Origin of the sequence: Bradyrhizobium diversitatis, from assembly GCF_016031635.1 — a bacterium.
Classification (GTDB): Bacteria; Pseudomonadota; Alphaproteobacteria; order Rhizobiales; family Xanthobacteraceae; genus Bradyrhizobium; species Bradyrhizobium diversitatis.
The window spans coordinates 1-16,234 of sequence record NZ_JACEGD010000004.1 but is presented as its reverse complement, the minus strand read 5'-3'; the positions used below and the strand labels follow the sequence as shown (position 1 = coordinate 16,234).

Annotated in this window: 16 protein-coding genes and 1 pseudogene; 12 read left to right on the top strand and 5 right to left on the bottom strand. The window is 64.3% G+C overall.

All coding sequences use genetic code 11. The annotated features are described in order from the left end of the window. Positions 1 to 888 carry a LysR family transcriptional regulator gene (locus H1B27_RS04360; protein ID WP_197965129.1) on the bottom strand — a complete coding sequence of 296 codons (888 nt, stop codon included), beginning with the start codon at positions 886 to 888 and terminating at the stop codon, positions 1 to 3. A 124-nt stretch (positions 889 to 1,012) separates the two neighbouring features. On the opposite strand from H1B27_RS04360, the gene H1B27_RS04355 reads away from it, so the two are divergent. From H1B27_RS04355 to H1B27_RS04330, 6 genes are all read left to right on the top strand, one after another. After that, positions 1,013 to 2,434, top strand: coding sequence for an amidase (locus H1B27_RS04355; protein WP_197965276.1), 1,422 nt, complete (start codon positions 1,013 to 1,015; stop codon positions 2,432 to 2,434). A gap of 99 nt (positions 2,435 to 2,533) precedes the next feature. Then, complete coding sequence (locus tag H1B27_RS04350; RefSeq protein ID WP_197965128.1) at positions 2,534 to 3,484, top strand: ABC transporter permease; 951 nt, start codon at positions 2,534 to 2,536, stop codon at positions 3,482 to 3,484. After that, positions 3,481 to 4,368 (top strand): ABC transporter permease, encoded by an 888-nt coding sequence (locus tag H1B27_RS04345; protein WP_061883244.1) that lies wholly within the window; start codon positions 3,481 to 3,483, stop codon positions 4,366 to 4,368. Before H1B27_RS04350 ends, H1B27_RS04345 begins: the two co-directional genes overlap by 4 nt. A gap of 2 nt (positions 4,369 to 4,370) precedes the next feature. Then, a complete protein-coding gene (locus H1B27_RS04340) occupies positions 4,371 to 5,384 on the top strand; it encodes an ABC transporter ATP-binding protein (protein ID WP_197965127.1) in 1,014 nt (337 codons plus the stop codon). Continuing rightward, positions 5,381 to 6,391: an ABC transporter ATP-binding protein gene (locus H1B27_RS04335; protein WP_197965126.1), complete on the top strand. Its 1,011-nt coding sequence runs from the start codon at positions 5,381 to 5,383 to the stop codon at positions 6,389 to 6,391. Before H1B27_RS04340 ends, H1B27_RS04335 begins: the two co-directional genes overlap by 4 nt. Positions 6,392 to 6,441: 50 nt before the next feature. After that, on the top strand, positions 6,442 to 7,938 hold the full coding sequence (locus H1B27_RS04330) for an ABC transporter substrate-binding protein (RefSeq protein ID WP_197965125.1): 1,497 nt from the start codon (positions 6,442 to 6,444) through the stop codon (positions 7,936 to 7,938). A gap of 319 nt (positions 7,939 to 8,257) precedes the next feature. Here the strand turns inward: H1B27_RS04330 and H1B27_RS04325 are convergent, their stop codons facing one another. After that, positions 8,258 to 8,896, bottom strand: a complete 639-nt coding sequence (locus H1B27_RS04325) for a cation efflux transmembrane domain-containing protein (RefSeq protein WP_197965124.1) — start codon at positions 8,894 to 8,896, stop codon at positions 8,258 to 8,260. A gap of 443 nt (positions 8,897 to 9,339) precedes the next feature. On the opposite strand from H1B27_RS04325, the gene H1B27_RS04320 reads away from it, so the two are divergent. Continuing rightward, on the top strand, positions 9,340 to 10,314 hold the full coding sequence (locus H1B27_RS04320) for a magnesium transporter CorA family protein (protein ID WP_197965123.1): 975 nt from the start codon (positions 9,340 to 9,342) through the stop codon (positions 10,312 to 10,314). Positions 10,315 to 10,488: 174 nt separating this feature from the next. Here H1B27_RS04320 and H1B27_RS04315 read toward each other — a convergent pair. Together H1B27_RS04315 and H1B27_RS04310 are read right to left on the bottom strand one after the other, a co-directional pair. Beyond that, a pseudogene (locus H1B27_RS04315) lies at positions 10,489 to 10,629 on the bottom strand (alpha/beta hydrolase); the annotation flags it as partial. A 20-nt stretch (positions 10,630 to 10,649) separates the two neighbouring features. Continuing rightward, positions 10,650 to 11,519, bottom strand: coding sequence for a LysR substrate-binding domain-containing protein (locus H1B27_RS04310; protein ID WP_197965122.1), 870 nt, complete (start codon positions 11,517 to 11,519; stop codon positions 10,650 to 10,652). Between the two features lie 148 nt (positions 11,520 to 11,667). Here H1B27_RS04310 and H1B27_RS04305 point away from each other — a divergent pair, with 148 nt between their 5' ends. From H1B27_RS04305 to H1B27_RS04285, 5 genes are all read left to right on the top strand, one after another. Then, positions 11,668 to 12,681 (top strand): zinc-binding alcohol dehydrogenase family protein, encoded by a 1,014-nt coding sequence (locus H1B27_RS04305; protein ID WP_197965121.1) that lies wholly within the window; start codon positions 11,668 to 11,670, stop codon positions 12,679 to 12,681. A gap of 54 nt (positions 12,682 to 12,735) precedes the next feature. Then, positions 12,736 to 13,257, top strand: coding sequence for a cupin domain-containing protein (locus H1B27_RS04300; protein ID WP_197965120.1), 522 nt, complete (start codon positions 12,736 to 12,738; stop codon positions 13,255 to 13,257). Between the two features lie 64 nt (positions 13,258 to 13,321). Beyond that, entirely contained in the window at positions 13,322 to 13,759 is a 438-nt protein-coding gene (locus tag H1B27_RS04295; protein ID WP_197965119.1) for a GlcG/HbpS family heme-binding protein, read from the top strand. Between the two features lie 35 nt (positions 13,760 to 13,794). Beyond that, a complete protein-coding gene (locus tag H1B27_RS04290) occupies positions 13,795 to 15,000 on the top strand; it encodes an L-dopachrome tautomerase-related protein (RefSeq protein ID WP_246515174.1) in 1,206 nt (401 codons plus the stop codon). A 53-nt stretch (positions 15,001 to 15,053) separates the two neighbouring features. Continuing rightward, positions 15,054 to 16,007 (top strand): L-dopachrome tautomerase-related protein, encoded by a 954-nt coding sequence (locus H1B27_RS04285; RefSeq protein WP_197965118.1) that lies wholly within the window; start codon positions 15,054 to 15,056, stop codon positions 16,005 to 16,007. A gap of 36 nt (positions 16,008 to 16,043) precedes the next feature. Here H1B27_RS04285 and H1B27_RS04280 read toward each other — a convergent pair. Further along, positions 16,044 to 16,234: transposase (locus H1B27_RS04280; RefSeq protein WP_197965117.1), on the bottom strand; the 191-nt coding region annotated here is incomplete at its 5' end.

Sequence of the window (16,234 nt, the reverse complement as noted above, 5' to 3'; positions counted from 1 at the left end):
TCACATTGGTGCGACCACCTTCTCGGCGCACTTGAGGAAGGTACGGATCAGCGGGCTGTGCGAGTCGCGCCGCCAGCATACCGCGACGTCGATGGAGTCGGTTGCGTCCCGCAACGGCCGGAACACGATGCCCTGCGGCGCGCCGAGCTTGGCGCAGGCGGGCAGGATCGCGAACCCCTCGCCAGCCAGCACGAGGCTCATCGCCGAGTGCACGGTCTCCACCCGGCTGGCGATCGGCATCACCACCTGATGTCGCCGCAGCAACGCCGTCACCGCAGAGGAGGCGGGGTCCTGCTCCGGCCGCGGCAGCGCGATCAGCGGCCGGCCGTGCAATTTCGCCATCGGCACCGCGCCTAGGCGGGAGAGCGGAGATCGGATCGGCATCGCCAGCATGAGAGGTTGCGCGCCGACCCGCGCCACCTGGATTTCGGGATGGTTGATCGCCGGCATGCACAGCGCGACCGTGACGCTGCGGTCGAGCAGCCGCGCCTCGCGCGTCGAGGCGCTGAGCTCGGCAAAATGAAGCTCGACGCCGGGAATGGAGCGTCGCAACTCGGGAATCAGGCGCGGCAGTACCGCGTTTGCCAGCGCGAACATGTAGCCGATCGATATCCGCCCGCGCCGTCCGGCCGCGACCGCGCGCGCGGCTTCGACGCCGTCGGCCGCCAGGGCCAGCGCCTCGCCTGCGCGCGCCAGCAGGGCCTGGCCGGCCTCGGTCAGGTCCATGCCGCGCGTGCCGCGGCGGAACAGGGGCGCGCCGACTTCGGCCTCGAGCTTGCGGATCTGCACCGAGAGCGGTGGCTGCGCCATCCGGAGCCGCTCGGCGGCCTTGCCGACGCTGCGCGCCTCGGCGACGGCGACGAAATAGCGGAGCCGGCGAAGATCCATTGGCATACCGAAAATATATGGGCTGACGGCAAAATTCGTATTGGACGGCGAGTTAACAAGGCTGTCATTCTTGCTGTCAATGTCTTCGGGCCAATGGCGGCCCGCTTCGGAGCGCGATGTGACCATGAACGGCGATCCCTGTCGCTTGTCCGCAACCCAGCTGCGCGGCCTCATCGCCGGAAAGCGGATTTCGCCAGTCGAGATCGTCCGAGCCGTTCTCGCGCGCGCCGAGGCGCTCCAGCCCGCGCTCAACTGTTTCATCACCCTGTCCGGCGATGAGGCGATTGCAGCGGCGCGCGAAGCCGAGCGCAAGGTGATGGCCGGCGAACCGCTCGGCCTGCTGCACGGCATCCCCGTCACCGTCAAGGACATCGTCAACACCAAGGGCGTCAGGACCACCTTCGGCGCCGTTCCCTACAAGAACAATGTGCCGAACGAGGACGCTGTGGCGGTGGCGCGGCTGCGCAGCGAGGGCGCGATCCTGATCGGCAAGACCACGACGCCGGAGTTCGGCAGCAAGTGCCTGACCGACTCGCCCTTGTTCGGTCGCACCCGCAACGCGTGGGATGCGGGCCGCTCCTCCGGCGGCTCCAGCGGCGGCGCGGCGGTCGCCGTTGCCAGCGGCATCGCACCGCTCGCGATCGCGACCGACGGTGGCGGCTCGACGCGAATTCCGGCCGCCTGCAACGGCGTGGTCGGGCTGAAGCAGAGCAACGGCGTCATCCCGCACAGCCAGGCGCTGGATGCGTTCGGCAACCAGACCTATGTCACACCGACCACCCGCACCGTCGCCGACACCGCACTGATGATGCAGGCGATGGCCGGCGAGGATGCCTGCGACCCATGGTCGATTGGCGTACCCGTGCCCGATTTTGTCGGTACGGCCGCCCCACGCGGCGATCTGCGCGGGCAGAGGGTCCTGTATTGCCTGACGCCGCCGGGCCGGCCGGTGTCCACTGAGGTCGCCGCCAATTTCAAGGCGAGCCTCGACCGGCTGGCCGGGCTCGGTGCCGAGCTCGAGGAGTTCTCCGGCGATGGTTTCGACATCGAGCCGATCTGGCGCGCCATCAACCACACGGTCTGGCGCACGCGTTTCGCGAGACTGGCGGCCGAGCACAGGGACCAGCTGAGCGAGGCCTTTCTCAAGCAGCTCGCGCTCGCCACCGAAGTCAGCGGCGTCGACTACCAGGAGGCGATGTTCGCGCGCACCGCGCTGTTCCGCCGCGTACAATCGCTGCTTGCGCGCGGGCACTTCCTGGCGATGCCGACCCTCACGCGCACCGCGCTGCCGATCGAGCAGGATCTGTTCGGCAGCATCGAGATCGATGGCCGGCATTTCGACAGCGTCCGGCCGCACTGGTTCCCCTGGACCATGCCCTTCAACATGACCGGCCATCCCGCGATCAGCCTGCCCTCGGGCTTTGCCCGCGACGGCCTGCCGACCGGGATCCAGCTCGTCGGCCGCTTCCGCGCCGATGCGGAATTGCTGCGCGTGAGCGCAATGTTCGAGGCTTCGAGCGATCTTCTGTCCCGCTGGCCGGCTTGAGGACATGGGCATGCAGCAGGAGGCGTGTGTGCAAGGGACTTGCCTCCGGGGTCAAGACATGTTGATCGTGCCGCAGGTGAGCCCTGAAGCCGAGCGCGCATGAGCGTCTTTGTCCTCCGACGTCTGTTGACCTTGCTCGCGACGCTGGTCGGCGCGTCGCTGATCATCTTCCTGGTGCTCGACGCGCTTCCCGGCAATGCCGCGCAGATGCTGATGGGCGCCGATGCCTCTGCGGATGCGGTTCGCGCGCTCACCGTCAAGCTCGGGCTCGACCAGCCGCTCGCGGTCCGCTATCTGCACTGGACCAAGGGGCTGCTCGTCGGCGATCTCGGCAACTCCTATGCCTACGGCACGCCGGTCGCCGGCCTGATCGCGGAGCGGCTGATGCTGACCATTCCGCTCGCGATCATGGCCATGACCATCACCGTGACGCTGGCGCTCTCCGCCGGCATCTACACCGCCGCCAATCACAACAAGCTCGGCGACGTCGGCGTGATGTCGCTGACCCAGGTCGGCATCGCGCTGCCGAACTTCTGGTTCGCGATCCTGCTGGTGCTGCTGTTCTCGGTGCGGCTGCAATGGCTCTCGGCGGGCGGCTTTGCCGGCTGGGACGACGGCATCTGGCTCGGCGTGAAGTCGCTGCTGCTGCCGGCAATCTCGCTCGCAGTGGTGCAGGCCGCCATCCTCGCGCGCGTCACGCGTTCGGCCGTGCTCGAAGTGCTGCGCGAGGATTTCGTCCGCACCGCACGCGCAAAGGGCCTCGGCAAGCGCGAGGTGCTGTGGAGCCACGTGCTGCGCAATGCCATGATCCCCGTGATGACGGTGATGGGGCTGCAATTCGCCAATCTGCTCGCCGGCACCATCGTGATCGAGAACGTATTCTACCTGCCGGGCCTCGGCCGGCTGATCTTCCAGTCGATCGCCAACCGCGACCTGATCGTGGTGCGCAACTGCGTGATGCTGCTCGCCGCCATGGTCGTCATCGTCAATTTCGTGGTCGACGTGCTCTACGCCTTCATCGATCCCCGCATCAAGGTCCACGACCTGTGAGCGCGCCCCTGACCATCGATGCGCCGATCGCAGCGCGGCCTCTGCCGGCCCGCACGTTCTTCCGTCGAGCACTGCGCCATCGCAGCTTCGTGCTCGGCGCTGCGCTGAGCCTGCTGGTGCTCGCCTCCGCGCTGCTGTCGCTGGTGTGGACGCCCTGGTCTCCTTACGAGATCGATATCGCATCGAAGCTCCGGCCGCCCTCGGCGGCGCATTGGCTCGGCACCGATTCCTTCGGCCGCGACATCGTCTCGCTGCTGCTGGCCGGTGCCCGATCCACCATCATGGTCGGCGTCATCGCCGTCAGTATCGGTCTCACCTTCGGCGTCACGCTCGGCCTGATCGCCTCGGCCCGACGCGGCTGGACGGAAGAGATCATCATGCGATTTTCCGACTTTACCTTCGCCTTTCCGGCCGTGCTCTCCGCGATCATGCTCGCCGCGGTGGTGGGGCCAGGCATGGTGACCTCGATCATCGCGATCGGCATTTTCCAGATCCCGACCCTGACGCGGCTGACACGCGGCTCGGCCAATGCGATCTGGGCGCGCGAATTCGTGCTGGCCGCGCGCGCGGCGGGGAAGGGACGCTTTCGCATCACCATCGAGCACGTGCTGCCCAACATCCTGTCGATCCTGATCGTGCAGGTCACCATCCAGTTCGCGCTCGCCATCCTCGCCGAAGCCGCGCTGTCCTATCTCGGCCTTGGCACGCAGCCGCCACAGCCGTCCTGGGGGCGGATGCTGAACGATGCGCAGACGCTGCTGTTCCAGTCGCCGATGCTCGCGGTCTATCCGGGTGCGGCGATCGCGATCGCGGTGCTCGGCCTCAATCTGCTCGGGGATGGGCTGCGCGACCTGCTCGATCCCAGACTGGCGCGGGAGCGATAGTGATGGGTGCGCGCTCCAACATGCCGCTGATCGAAGTCAGCGATCTCGGCGTCCGCCTCAACACCGGCCGCGGGCCGGCGCAGGCGGTGCGCGGTGTCAGCTTCTCGCTCGAGCGCGGCGAGACGCTCGGGCTTGTCGGCGAATCCGGCTGCGGCAAGTCGGTCACCGCGCTGTCGTTGATGGGCCTGCTGCCGGACAGTGCGGCCGTCACCGGCAGCATCAAGCTGGATGGCGAGGAGCTCGTCGGGCTTTCGGATGCCGATTATTGCCGCCTGCGCGGCAACCGCATCAGCATGATCTTCCAGGAGCCCATGACCGCGCTCAACCCGATGCACACGATCGGCCATCAGGTCGCCGAGCCGCTGCGCCGTCACAAGAAAGTTTCGGCGGCGCAGGCACGGAAAGAGGCGATCGCCTTGCTCGACCGCGTCGGGCTGCCCGACCCGGCGAGGCGCGTCGACGCCTATCCCCATCAATTCTCCGGCGGGCAGCGCCAGCGCATCACCATCGCGATGGCGCTCGCCTGCGAGCCCGACCTGTTGATCGCGGACGAGCCGACCACCGCGCTCGACGTCACCATCCAGGGCCAGATCCTCGACCTCATCGCCGATCTCGTCGAGGAGCGCGGCATGTCGATGATCCTGATCTCGCATGATCTCGGTGTCATCGCCGAGAACGTGCAACGCATGATGGTGATGTATGGCGGCACCGTCGTCGAGAGCGGGCCGACCGACGAGGTATTCCGCCGCATGGGCCATCCCTACACGCAAGGTCTGTTCCGCGCCCGGCCGAAGCTCGGCGCGCGCAAGGGAACGCGGCTGAAGACGATCTCGGGCACGGTGCCGGAGCTCGCCGATTTGCCGTCCGGCTGCACATTCTCCGATCGGTGTCCGCTCGTGATCGATCGGTGCCGCGCTGCGCTGCCGCCGATGGTGGACGTCGGCCCCGGCCACCTCGTGCGCTGCATCAGGACGGATATGTCGATGGCGGAGCGCGTCGGAGCGCTGACCGCATGACCGCCGCAGCGGAGCCGCTTCTCCACGTGAAGGATCTGGTGCAGCGTTACGCGCTGCCGCGCGAAAGCCTGTTCCGGCCGCCGGGACAGGTGCGTGCGCTCAACGGCGTGAGTGTGCAGGTCGCCGCCGGCAAGAGCCTCGGCGTCGTCGGCGAGTCCGGATCGGGCAAGTCGACTTTCGCGCGGCTGGTGATGGCGCTGGAGCGGCCGACGTCAGGGGAGGTCGCGCTGCTCGGCCGCGATCTCAACCGCATCCCGGCCGACGAGCTCCGCCGCGCAAGGCGCGATTTCCAGATGGTGTTCCAGGACCCCTATGGCTCGCTCGATCCGCGCCAGACCATCGCTCGCATTGTCGCCGAGCCGCTGACCGTGCTCGAAGGTGCGGACCGCACCACGTTCCGCGAACGCGTCGCCGTGGTGCTGCGGCAGGTCGGCCTGCGCGATGCGGACATGGACAAGTATCCGCACGAATTCTCCGGTGGCCAGCGCCAGCGCATTGCGATCGCGCGTGCGCTGATCACCCAGCCGAAGCTGATCGTCGCCGACGAGCCGGTCTCCGCGCTCGACGTCTCCGTGCAGGCGCAGGTGCTGAACCTGATGCAGGACCTCCAGGAGCAGTTCGGCCTCAGCTACATCCTGATCAGCCACGACCTCGCCGTCGTCGACTATCTCTGCGACGAAGTCGCGGTGATGTATCTCGGCCGGATCGTCGAGCGGGGGCGGCCGGAGGATCTGTTCGAGCGCTGCGCCCATCCCTATACGCGAGCACTCCTGGATGCCGTGCCGCGGGCGCGCCCCGTCGGGGGCCGGCGGCGGCGCGGAGCGCAGGCGATCGCCTCGCAATCGGCGGCGGCGACCGGCTGCCCCTATGTCGCGCGCTGTCCGCTCGCCGACCAGCATTGCCGCGAGGTTCTGCCTGAGTTACGCAAGGTCGGCGAGGGGCACCTTGCCGCCTGCCACAAGGCCGAGGCCGTGATGGCGTTGCCGACGGCGGCCATGGAAGGTTAGTGTTCGCAACAGGATTGGCGTAGGCTTAAGCACAGGCCGGGGAGTCACGCATGTTCAGGAAACTGTCGATCGTCGCATTCGCCCTCACACTTGCCGCAGCGCCTTTGCCGGTGCTGGCGCAGGGCAAGAAGGACAGCGTCGTCATGGCGATGGCGCTGGAGCCGCCGGGGCTCGATCCCACCAATGCCGCTGCGGCTGCGATCGCCGAGGTCACGCTCTACAACATCTATGAGACGCTGACCAAGATCAACGAGGACGGCTCGGTCGCGCCGCTGCTGGCCGAGAGCTGGACCGCTTCGCCCGATCTGAAGACCTATACGTTCAAGCTGCGCAAGGGCGTCAAATTCCACAATGGCGAGCCGTTCAATTCCGCCACGGTGAAGTTCTCGTTCGAGCGCAACGCCGCGCCGACCAGCACCAACAAGGACAAGAGCCTGTTCCAGGCCATCGACAAGGTCGATGCGCCCGACGCCGACACCATCGTGATCACCATGAAGTATGGCGAGCCGAATCTGCCGTTCCTGCTCGGGCAGGCGAGCGGCTCGATCGTGGAGCCGAAGAGCGCGGCCACCAATGTCACGCAGCCGGTCGGCACCGGGCCCTACCAGCTCGGCGCCTGGGCCAAGGGCTCCTCGATCACGCTGACCAAATGGGCCGACTACCGCAGCGCCGCTGCGGTCAAGCTGTCCAAGGTGACGATCCGCTTCATCTCCGAACCGGCGGCGCAGACCGCCGCGCTGCTCTCGGGTGACGTCGATGCGTTCCCGCGCGTTGCCGCCCAGCGGACGATCGCGCAGTTCAAGGCCGATCCGCGCTTCAACGTCATGGTCGGCGGCTCCAGGGCCAAGACCATCGTCGGCATCAACCACCGGAAGAAGCCGCTGGACGACGTCCGCGTTCGCCGCGCCATCCTCGCCGCGATCGACCGCAAGGCGATCATCGAGGGCGCCGTCGATGGTTTCGGCACGCCGATCGGCAGCTTCTACGTCCCGGGCGCGCTCGGCTATGTCGACACCACCGGCATCAATCCCTACGACCCCGAGAAGGCCAGGAAGCTGCTCACTGAAGCCGGCGTCACCACCCCGCTCGAGCTCTCGCTCAAGCTGCCGCCGCCGTCCTATGCGCGGCAGGGCGGCGAGATCGTCGCAGCCCAGCTCGCCAAAGTCGGCATCATCGCCAAGATCGAGAACGTCGAATGGGCGCAGTGGCTGTCGCAGGTGTTCGCGCCCAACGGTCCACACAATTTCGATCTCACCATCGTCAGCCATGTCGAGCCGTTCGACCTCGTCAAGATCACCGAGCCGGACTACTACCTCGGCTACAACAACGAGAAGTTCAACGCGCTCTACAAGCAGATCGTCTCGACGCCGGAGGAGGCGGCACGCGCCAAGCTGCTCGGCGACGCCCAGCGCATGCTCGCGACCGACGCCGTCTCCGCCTACCTCTTCCAGCCGCAGCTGATCATCATTACCAACAAGAAGCTCAAGGGTGTCTGGAAGGACGTGCCGCAATACGAGAACGATTTCTCCACGTGGTATTGGGAGTAGGCGGCGTCCGCCGCTGCGCCCTCTCCGCTCGCGGAGAGGCAGCTCTGGACAAAAACGAAAAACAACCCCATGCACAGTAGACCGGTCGAGTTATTTCAAGGGCTTGCGCGTTGCGCCCCGCGTGATCTGCGCGAAGGGGCGACGTTGACCCGTCGGGCAAAACACTGGCATGATGTGATCGTCGACGGTCTGGTGGTTCGGGACACGCCATCAGGCGGGGCAGCCGTGAAGAAGCCGTGGCACGGCGATACCGTTATAGCGGATACGCAGCCCACCCCTGGATTCCGCCCGTGATCAAGCCGCACGTCGGGGCCGGAAATTACTCGGCGGTAACGCCGACCGGAGCGCGCAACTCCGCGAGCGATTGGCGAAGAATCTGGAATGCGGAGGACAGGAAAAGTCCGGCCATCAATGCCGCAACGATGAGGTCGGGCCACTTTGACACCGTGAGCCACACGGCCCCCGCCGCAACCATTACGGCAACGTTGCCGATGGCATCGTTCCGTGAGCACAGCCAGACGGAGCGCACATTGGCGTCGCCATCCCTGTATTTCATCAACAGCAAGACACTCGATACGTTGGCACACAGCGCGAGAAAGCCGATTGCGCTCATCAACTCGGCCCGGGGGACGTCCAGAACAATGACGTGATATGCCGTCGATCCAAAGACCCACAGGCCCATTACGAACAGCGTGAAGCCCTTGAAGAGGGCCGCCTTGGCCCGGATTGCCACCGTCGCCCCGATTGCTGCGAGCGTGATCCCATAGGTCAAAGCGTCGCCCAGGAAATCCAGGGCGTCAGCCTGCAGCGCCTTCGATCCCGCCAGATGACCGCCTGCCGTTTCGACGATGAACATGCCGGCATTGAGCGCGATGACCGTCCACAGCCGCCGCTTGTAGTCTGAGGAAAGGCCCTCAAATTTTACATTGCTGCCGCAACAGCCACCGCAACTTGCCATGCCCACCTCCGTCGAGGCTTCGTCATCGTGGTTTGTCTGCCCGAAACTCTCGTCGCTTCAATCGTCTTTGCCGCAAATTCGCTTCACCAGAAGCCATGGGTTGCCATGTCCGCATGAGTATCACTGAAAAGCCGGGCAGAGGCAATGCACAGGGAACAAGCGCAAGGAACGCTGTTGCGGTCCTTGCGGAGATGAACACCCAGAAAAGTCGTCATGTCGGGATGCACTACGCGTATCCATGGATCACCTGTGCGTCGGTTCAACGTGGATCGGTTGTCGGTGTTCCGATCTGGTATCGACGATGTCCCCGGAAGCGTCGGTGAGAGCGGCTTGGATCGTGCTGTCACCTCAGAGGTCTTGAACGTTCGGAACTCTCATGCGTTAGTCGGCGGATGACGGCCATGCGCCATCAGGCACGGCGATGCGGCCAGGGAGTTCGGTTCTTGCTCAGGCTTTACAGGTGGCCGTCCGACGACTGGCGCGGCATTGGCGCGGAGATGCCCTCGGAGATCATCTGGGCCGATCTCTTGAATGGGACCGACGAGGAAAAGCGGTTCGTCGAGCGGCTGCTCGGCATCCGCATTCCCTCGGAAGACTCGCTCAGCGAGATCGAGGCGTCGAGCCGCCTGATCTTCGACCACGGCACGCTCTATCTCAGCTCGCCGGCGGTGCGGGTCACCGAGGACAACGAGGCCGAGATCACGCCGGTAGGGTTCGTCATCGGTCCACACGTGCTGGTGACGGTGCGCTTTGCAGAGCTGCCGATCTTCGACGACATCGGCAAGCGCGTCGGTTTCGACGACAGCCTTGAGAACGGCATGTGCGTGTTCGTCAGCCTGCTCGAGGCCATGATCGATCGCGGCGCCGATGTCCTGGAGCATCTTGGCGCCAAGGTCGATCAACTCTCGCGAAGTGTCTTCAAGGGCGCGCTGGTGCGTACCCAGCGCCCTGTGCGCTCCAGCCGCAGGATGCACGAGGCCCTGGAGACCGTCGGCGAACTGGCCGACCGGCTCGCCAAAGCGCGCGATGTCCTGCTCGGGGTGGGCCGCATCGCCGCGTTTGCCGGCGACGTCGGCAGCGAATGGATCACGGCATCGTCGAAGAAGCGCCTCGAGGCCGTGTCCAAGGACGTGGTCTCGCTCAGCGATTACGAGACGCGATTGTCGGATAAGATCCAGCTGCTGCTCGATGCCGTGCTCGGCTTCATCAACATCCAGCAAAACGAGCTGTTCAAGATCCTGACGATCGTGTCGGTCGTGGGCGTGCCGCCGACGATCATGGTCGGCATCTGGGGCATGAACTTCAAGCACATTCCCGAACTGGATTGGACCTTCGGCTATCCGCTGGCCTGGCTTGCGATCATCGCCAGCGGCGTGCTGCCGCTAATCTGGTTCAAGCGGCGCGGCTGGTTCGAGTGATGGCCGGTGTCGTAGGGTGGGTTAGGCTCGCGGCTGCGCGAGGCGCATCCGCGAGACGTAACCCACCGTCGCTCTCGGCGCAGTGACCGCAGCGGTGGGTTACGCCTTGCCGACCGCGCGTTGCGCGGCCGCCAACGCTAACCCACCCTACACATTGCCGTGGCACCTCAAAGATCATGCCGCTTTCGCCTCGACGCCGGCGACCCAGTCGCGGGCCAGCGTCACGTCGGCCTGCGACAATTGGTGGCCTGCGGGCAGCACCTTGTGGGTCACGTTCGCGCCGGCTTGCGACAGCAGCGCCGCGAGCCGTGCCGTACCGCGGCACTCTTAGCGGTCTAGTCAATTCGCGCAAGTGGGGGCATCTGCATTCCCTCTATGAGAAATTCCAACAGAGGTTGAGCAAGCGATTTTTCGGCTGTGTCGTCGCCGAGTACGATGATCTCCGTCATCGGCGGGGGAGGCCAGTGCTTCGGCACATCGATGATCTGCATTCCCTGCTGAATGAAGGAGCGACCCAGGAGCGTGATGCCAAGTCCTCCGGCAACTGCGGCCTGAACGCCCATCAGGCTGCTTACGGTGCATGCCGTCACCCAGGCCTGCCGCGCCGCGTCGAGCGTCGTGAACATGAGCTCGCGATAAGTGCAAGGCGGTTGGAGAAGAACAAGCGGCACCGGCCGTTCCGGATCAAGCCGGAAGTCGGAAGCAGCGAACCAGACCATCGGTTCGCGCCATATGACGCGACCTCGCTCCTTGAACTCGCGGGTTGCGATAACGAGGTCCAAATTGCCCGCTTCAAACTCTTGAAACAAGCCGTGGGTCAAGCTCGTGTTTACGTCGAGTTGAATGCCGGGATGAAGTCGAAGAAAGCGTGCCAAAAGCCTGGAGAGCTGGAGCGGCACGAAATCCTCGCAGATCCCCACGCGCAGGCGGCCTGTCGTCTGTGGGGCCTGAATCGAGCGTAGGACGTCGTCGTTCAGGTCCAGCAGCCGCCGCGCTCCGATCAGCAATTGGCCGCCTGCACCCGTCAGTGCCAGCGATCGGCTGTTCCGGTCAAAAACCGGATATCCGATCAGATCTTCAAGCCTCCGTATTTTCTGACTCACGGCGGATTGTGAGCGGCTGACCATGTCGGCGGCGGCGGTGAAGCTTCCGGCGTCGGCGACCGCGACAAACGCACGTAGCAAGTCGAGATCGAGGTCGCGCATACCGCACCTATTAGGTTCGCTACTGGACCCATTCAAACTATGCGTTTTTCTTCTCAGCGCCAAGCGGCGATAAGCCCGGTGAAGCCATACGCCGCGGAGGATGAATTCTGCAGCGCTGCGTCGGTCAGGTTGGCGAAAGGAATCCTTGATGAAGGCAGTCGGCTATCGGGTGGCAGGACCCCTCTCGGCGGATGACTCTCTTGTCGATCTCGAACTGCCGGCTACGCAGCCCGGTCCGCATGACCTGCGTGTCGCCATCAAGGCGGTTTCGGTCAATCCGGCGGACGTGCAAATGCGGGCGAAAATGTCGCCGCCCGAGGGGAAGGTCCGGATTCTCGGATTTGACGCCGCTGGTGTCGTCGACGCCGTCGGCTCGGATGTAACGCTGTTCAAGCCGGGAGACGAGGTCTTCTACGCCGGCGCGATGGATCGACCGGGCACGAACAGCGAGCTCCATCTCGTTGACGAGCGCGTTGTCGGCCGCAAGCCAAGGGCGCTGAGCTTCGGTGAGGCGGCGGCGCTTCCTCTGACCTCGATAGCCGCATGGGAATTGCTGTTTGAGCGCCTTGCCATCCCATATGGGGTGAAGACCCAGTCCGGCGTGCTGCTGATCATCAACGGCGCGGGTGGTGTGGGATCGATACTGACGCAGTTGGCGCGGCGACTGACGGGACTGACCGTAGTCGCGACCGCGTCACGGCCGGAAACAGAGGCGTGGTGCCGCAGCATGGGTGCCCATCATGTCATCAATCACCATCATCCTCTGGGCCGGGGATTGAACGAAATCGGCATCCAGGAGGTCAGATATGTTGCGGGCCTCACGGATACCGACAGGCATCTGCCTGCGATCGCGAAAGCGATCGCGCCGCACGGCCGGCTGGCGCTCATCGACGACCCCCACGTTCTCGATATCGTCAGCCTCAAGCGCAAGAGCGTCTCGGTGCACTGGGAACTGATGTTCACACCCACGCTGTACCAGACGCCTGACATGATCATGCAGCACCATTTGCTCAACGAGGTCGGGGCGCTCGCCGACGCCGGGTTATTGCGCACGACTCTGACGGAAGAGGCCGGCCCCATCAACGCGTTCAATCTCAAGCGCGTACATGCGAAAATCGAAAGCGGCGGGAGCATCGGCAAGACGGTTCTATCGGGATTCTGACGCCATGCTCCGGCCGTAGCCGGTCGCAATCATCCATCACCTCAGGAAAGACTAATGAAGTTCAACCCCGCTGCCATTGCGCTGCTTCTCTCGGGATCAGCCTTGATCGCGCCTGCAAGCGCCCAGAACCGCCCCGCGCCTTCACTATCAGGAGCGCCCGTCGTCACGGACGCGTCTGGAAGCGGGATTCAGCCGGGCGTCAGCGGCCATTCGGCGATGCTTCCGGTTCTCTACCAGCTCGACCAGCAGCCAATCGAACAGATATCTCCCCTGGTGCAACGGCAATATCTGGTTGGCACGCAATCCACGTTCGTCAAATGGACCGTGAAGAAGGGAGGCGTCTTTCCGCTGCACCATCACGCGAACGAGCAAATCACGTGGATTACCGAAGGGCGATGCGAGGTCAGCTCGCAAGGCAGGAAGTTCGTCATGACGGCGGGGACCGTCATGATCATTCCACCGAATACACCGCATGAGTTTGTCTGCACCGAAGACACGATCGATATCGATTTCTTCTCTCCGCAACGCCAGGACTGGATCGACGGGGTTCCTTCGATCGCGGCGTCGTCGAAATGAGATGGCGACCCGATCGCAACGTGCATCCGGTCTCATCATTGAAAGCCAATCGGGAATTCTCGCAATGTCAAGCTACCCCCTCACGCACAGCAAACAGCAACTCACCTATGCGGCGGCCGCGATAGCGATCGAGGCCGCCGTCGCGAAATCCAGGGAGATCGCAGCGCCGGAATCCATTGCCGTCGTCGATGCGGGAGGCAATCTCCTGGCGTTCGCGAGGGTCGACGGCGCAGCCGTTCTTGCCCGCGATCCTGCGATCGCCAAGGCCGCAACCAGTGCGTCGATCGGCGCGCCGACAGGGGCAATTCCGTTCGAGTTCGGAGCTAACCTGGCATTCGCAAGTCACGGCGGCATTACCAATCTCGGCGGAGGTCTTCCGATCGTCTTTCGCGGCGAGTTGGTGGGGGCGATTGGCGTCGGCTCTGGAACCACCGAACAGGATGTTGCCGTCGCAGAGGCAGGGCGCGATGCGATATTGGCGGCGCTCTCCGCTTCCGCATGACGCACCCCGCTTGCGTTGATTGGCACGGAAATTTGATGATGACCCTGCGCAAGGCGGCCGAAATCGCCTGTCTCGCTGCTTACTTCGCTTCAGGAACGGCGGCGATGGCTCGAAATCAGGAGGACACCACGATGGTTTTATCGGCATCCGGCAGGCAACTCGCCAGCGATCGTTCGATCGGGACAATCGAGCCGGTCTTCGAGTTCCACGATGCCATGCCGACCGGGGTGTCCGTAGCCCCCGACGGTCGCATCTTCATCAACTTCCCTCGGTGGAGTGACGACGTGCCGTTCACGGTCGGCGAGATCCGGGACGGCAAGGTCGTTCCCTATCCGGATGCGACAACCAACATTTTCGATCCGGCGCGCCCTGGAGAGACCCTCGGCAGTGTGCAGAGCGTCGTCGTCGACGCGGCGGACCGGCTCTGGATTCTCGACACCGCAGCGCCCGGCTTTTCGCCGCCGGTCGCGGGCGGCGCGAAGCTGGTCGCGGTGGACCTGGCGACCAACATGGTGGTGAAGACCATTGTGCTGCCGTCGTCCACGGTCTTGCCCACGACCTATATCAACGATGTGCGCTTCGACCTGCGCCGGGGCAAAGCCGGCGTTGCGTTCATTACGGATTCGTCGATCAGCGGACCGGGCGGCATTATTGTTGTCGACCTCGATAGCGGCGAAAGCTGGAGGAAACTGACAGGGCACAGGTCGACCTCGCCAGACCCTGCATTTATTCCTGTCGTGGAAGGCGAGCGGCTGGCGATTCGTGAAAAAGGAAAGCCTCCCGCATCCTTCAACGTCGCCGCCGACGGCATCGCAATTTCTGCCGACGGCGCGACGCTCTACTACTGCCCCTTATCGAGCCGGCACCTGTATTCAGTTCCGACGGCCCTTCTGGTCGATCGGTCCGCATCGGAGGCAGCCCTCGCCGAGGCGGTTATCGATCTGGGCGAAAAGGGAGCCTCGGATGGTCTCGAGGCCGACGACAAGGGGCGTATCTATGCGGGCGACTACGAGCGCAACAGCATTCGCCAGCGTCAGGGCGATGGTGAGTGGAGGACGATCGCACACGATCCACGAATATTGTGGCCTGACACGCTGTCGGTCGCCTCGGACGGCTACCTGTACTTCACGGCCAACCAACTTCATCGGCAAGCCCAATTTCATGAAGGACAAGACCAACGTGTGAAGCCGTACACGCTCTTCCGCGTCCGGATCGACGCGGGACCCGTCTTGCTGAAGTGACACGATGGTCCGTGGCATTCAGAATCTGATCGAGCGGACGACTGGAACGCGCCATGCTTCGCACAATCGTTGTTCTCTTTCTAGCGAGTTCGGCCGCAATGGCGAAGCCTGTGAATAAGCTCGTGCCGGAATTCGCATCGGATGAGCTCGTCATGAATGGCGTTACGACATCGCTCGATGGACGGCGCTTCGTCGTTGTTCAGCCGCAAAAGCCGGGTCAGCCGGAGATCGCCGAGATCACAGCCGGGAAGGTCAGGCCCTATCCCGACGCAACCTGGAATGATTGGCGCGAGGGGCAGGACGGGCGGCGCGCATTCGTGGGTGCAAACTCTCTGCGCGTCGGTCCCGATGGAGCCCTATGGATTGTCGATCGCGGCGCGCCAGGGATCGGCAAACCGCTGGCGGAAGGTGGTCCGAAGCTCGTCCGCATCGATTTGGCCGCCAATCGGGTGACCCGCGTCTACGATCTGACCTCTGTTGCTCAGGGTGCGAGCTTCGTCGACGATGTCCGATTCCATGGCGGTGTCGCCTACCTGACCGACGCGGGCCGACCCGCGCTGATCGTCCTCGATCTGTCCTCTGGACAGGCACGCCGTGTCCTGGAGAACCACTCTTCCACGGTAGCCGTTCGGCCGCTGATAGCCGAGGGCCGGCAGTTGCTCGATTCTGACGGCAGGCCGGTCGTCGTGCACGCAGATCAGCTCGAGGTCTCCGGCGACGGGCGCTGGCTCTATTATCAGCCTTGCTCGGGTCCGATGTTTCGGATCGGCACGCGCTTCCTGAATGATGCGTCTCTCGACGAAGCGACCCTCTCCGGTCACGTCGAGCGATTTGCCGACACACCCTCGACCGGTGGCACTGCGATCGACGCAGCAGGTACGATCTATGTCAGCGACACCGATCGTTCGCGGATTCTGACGGTGTCGGCTACTGGCAGATATTGTTGCAAAAGTCATTGTAACCGACGAATGCCCCTTCGGCCATTGGGCAAAGTGGACCGGCTTTGATCCGCCGACCCTGACGCTCTCTACGCAACTCCTACGCTACGCGATGCAGAGAGCATGAGCGGGCGGAGGTCGTGCAACGAGCGACGCGAGGCGCCTCAGATTTTGCGCGATGGCAGCAAGAACAAACTCATCCTGTGCGCCTCGTGGTCCACGCAGTCGAAGCCGACCGAGCCTGAGAATGCGCTTCAGGTGTGCAAACCGCATCTCAATCTTCTTCCGCTCACGTC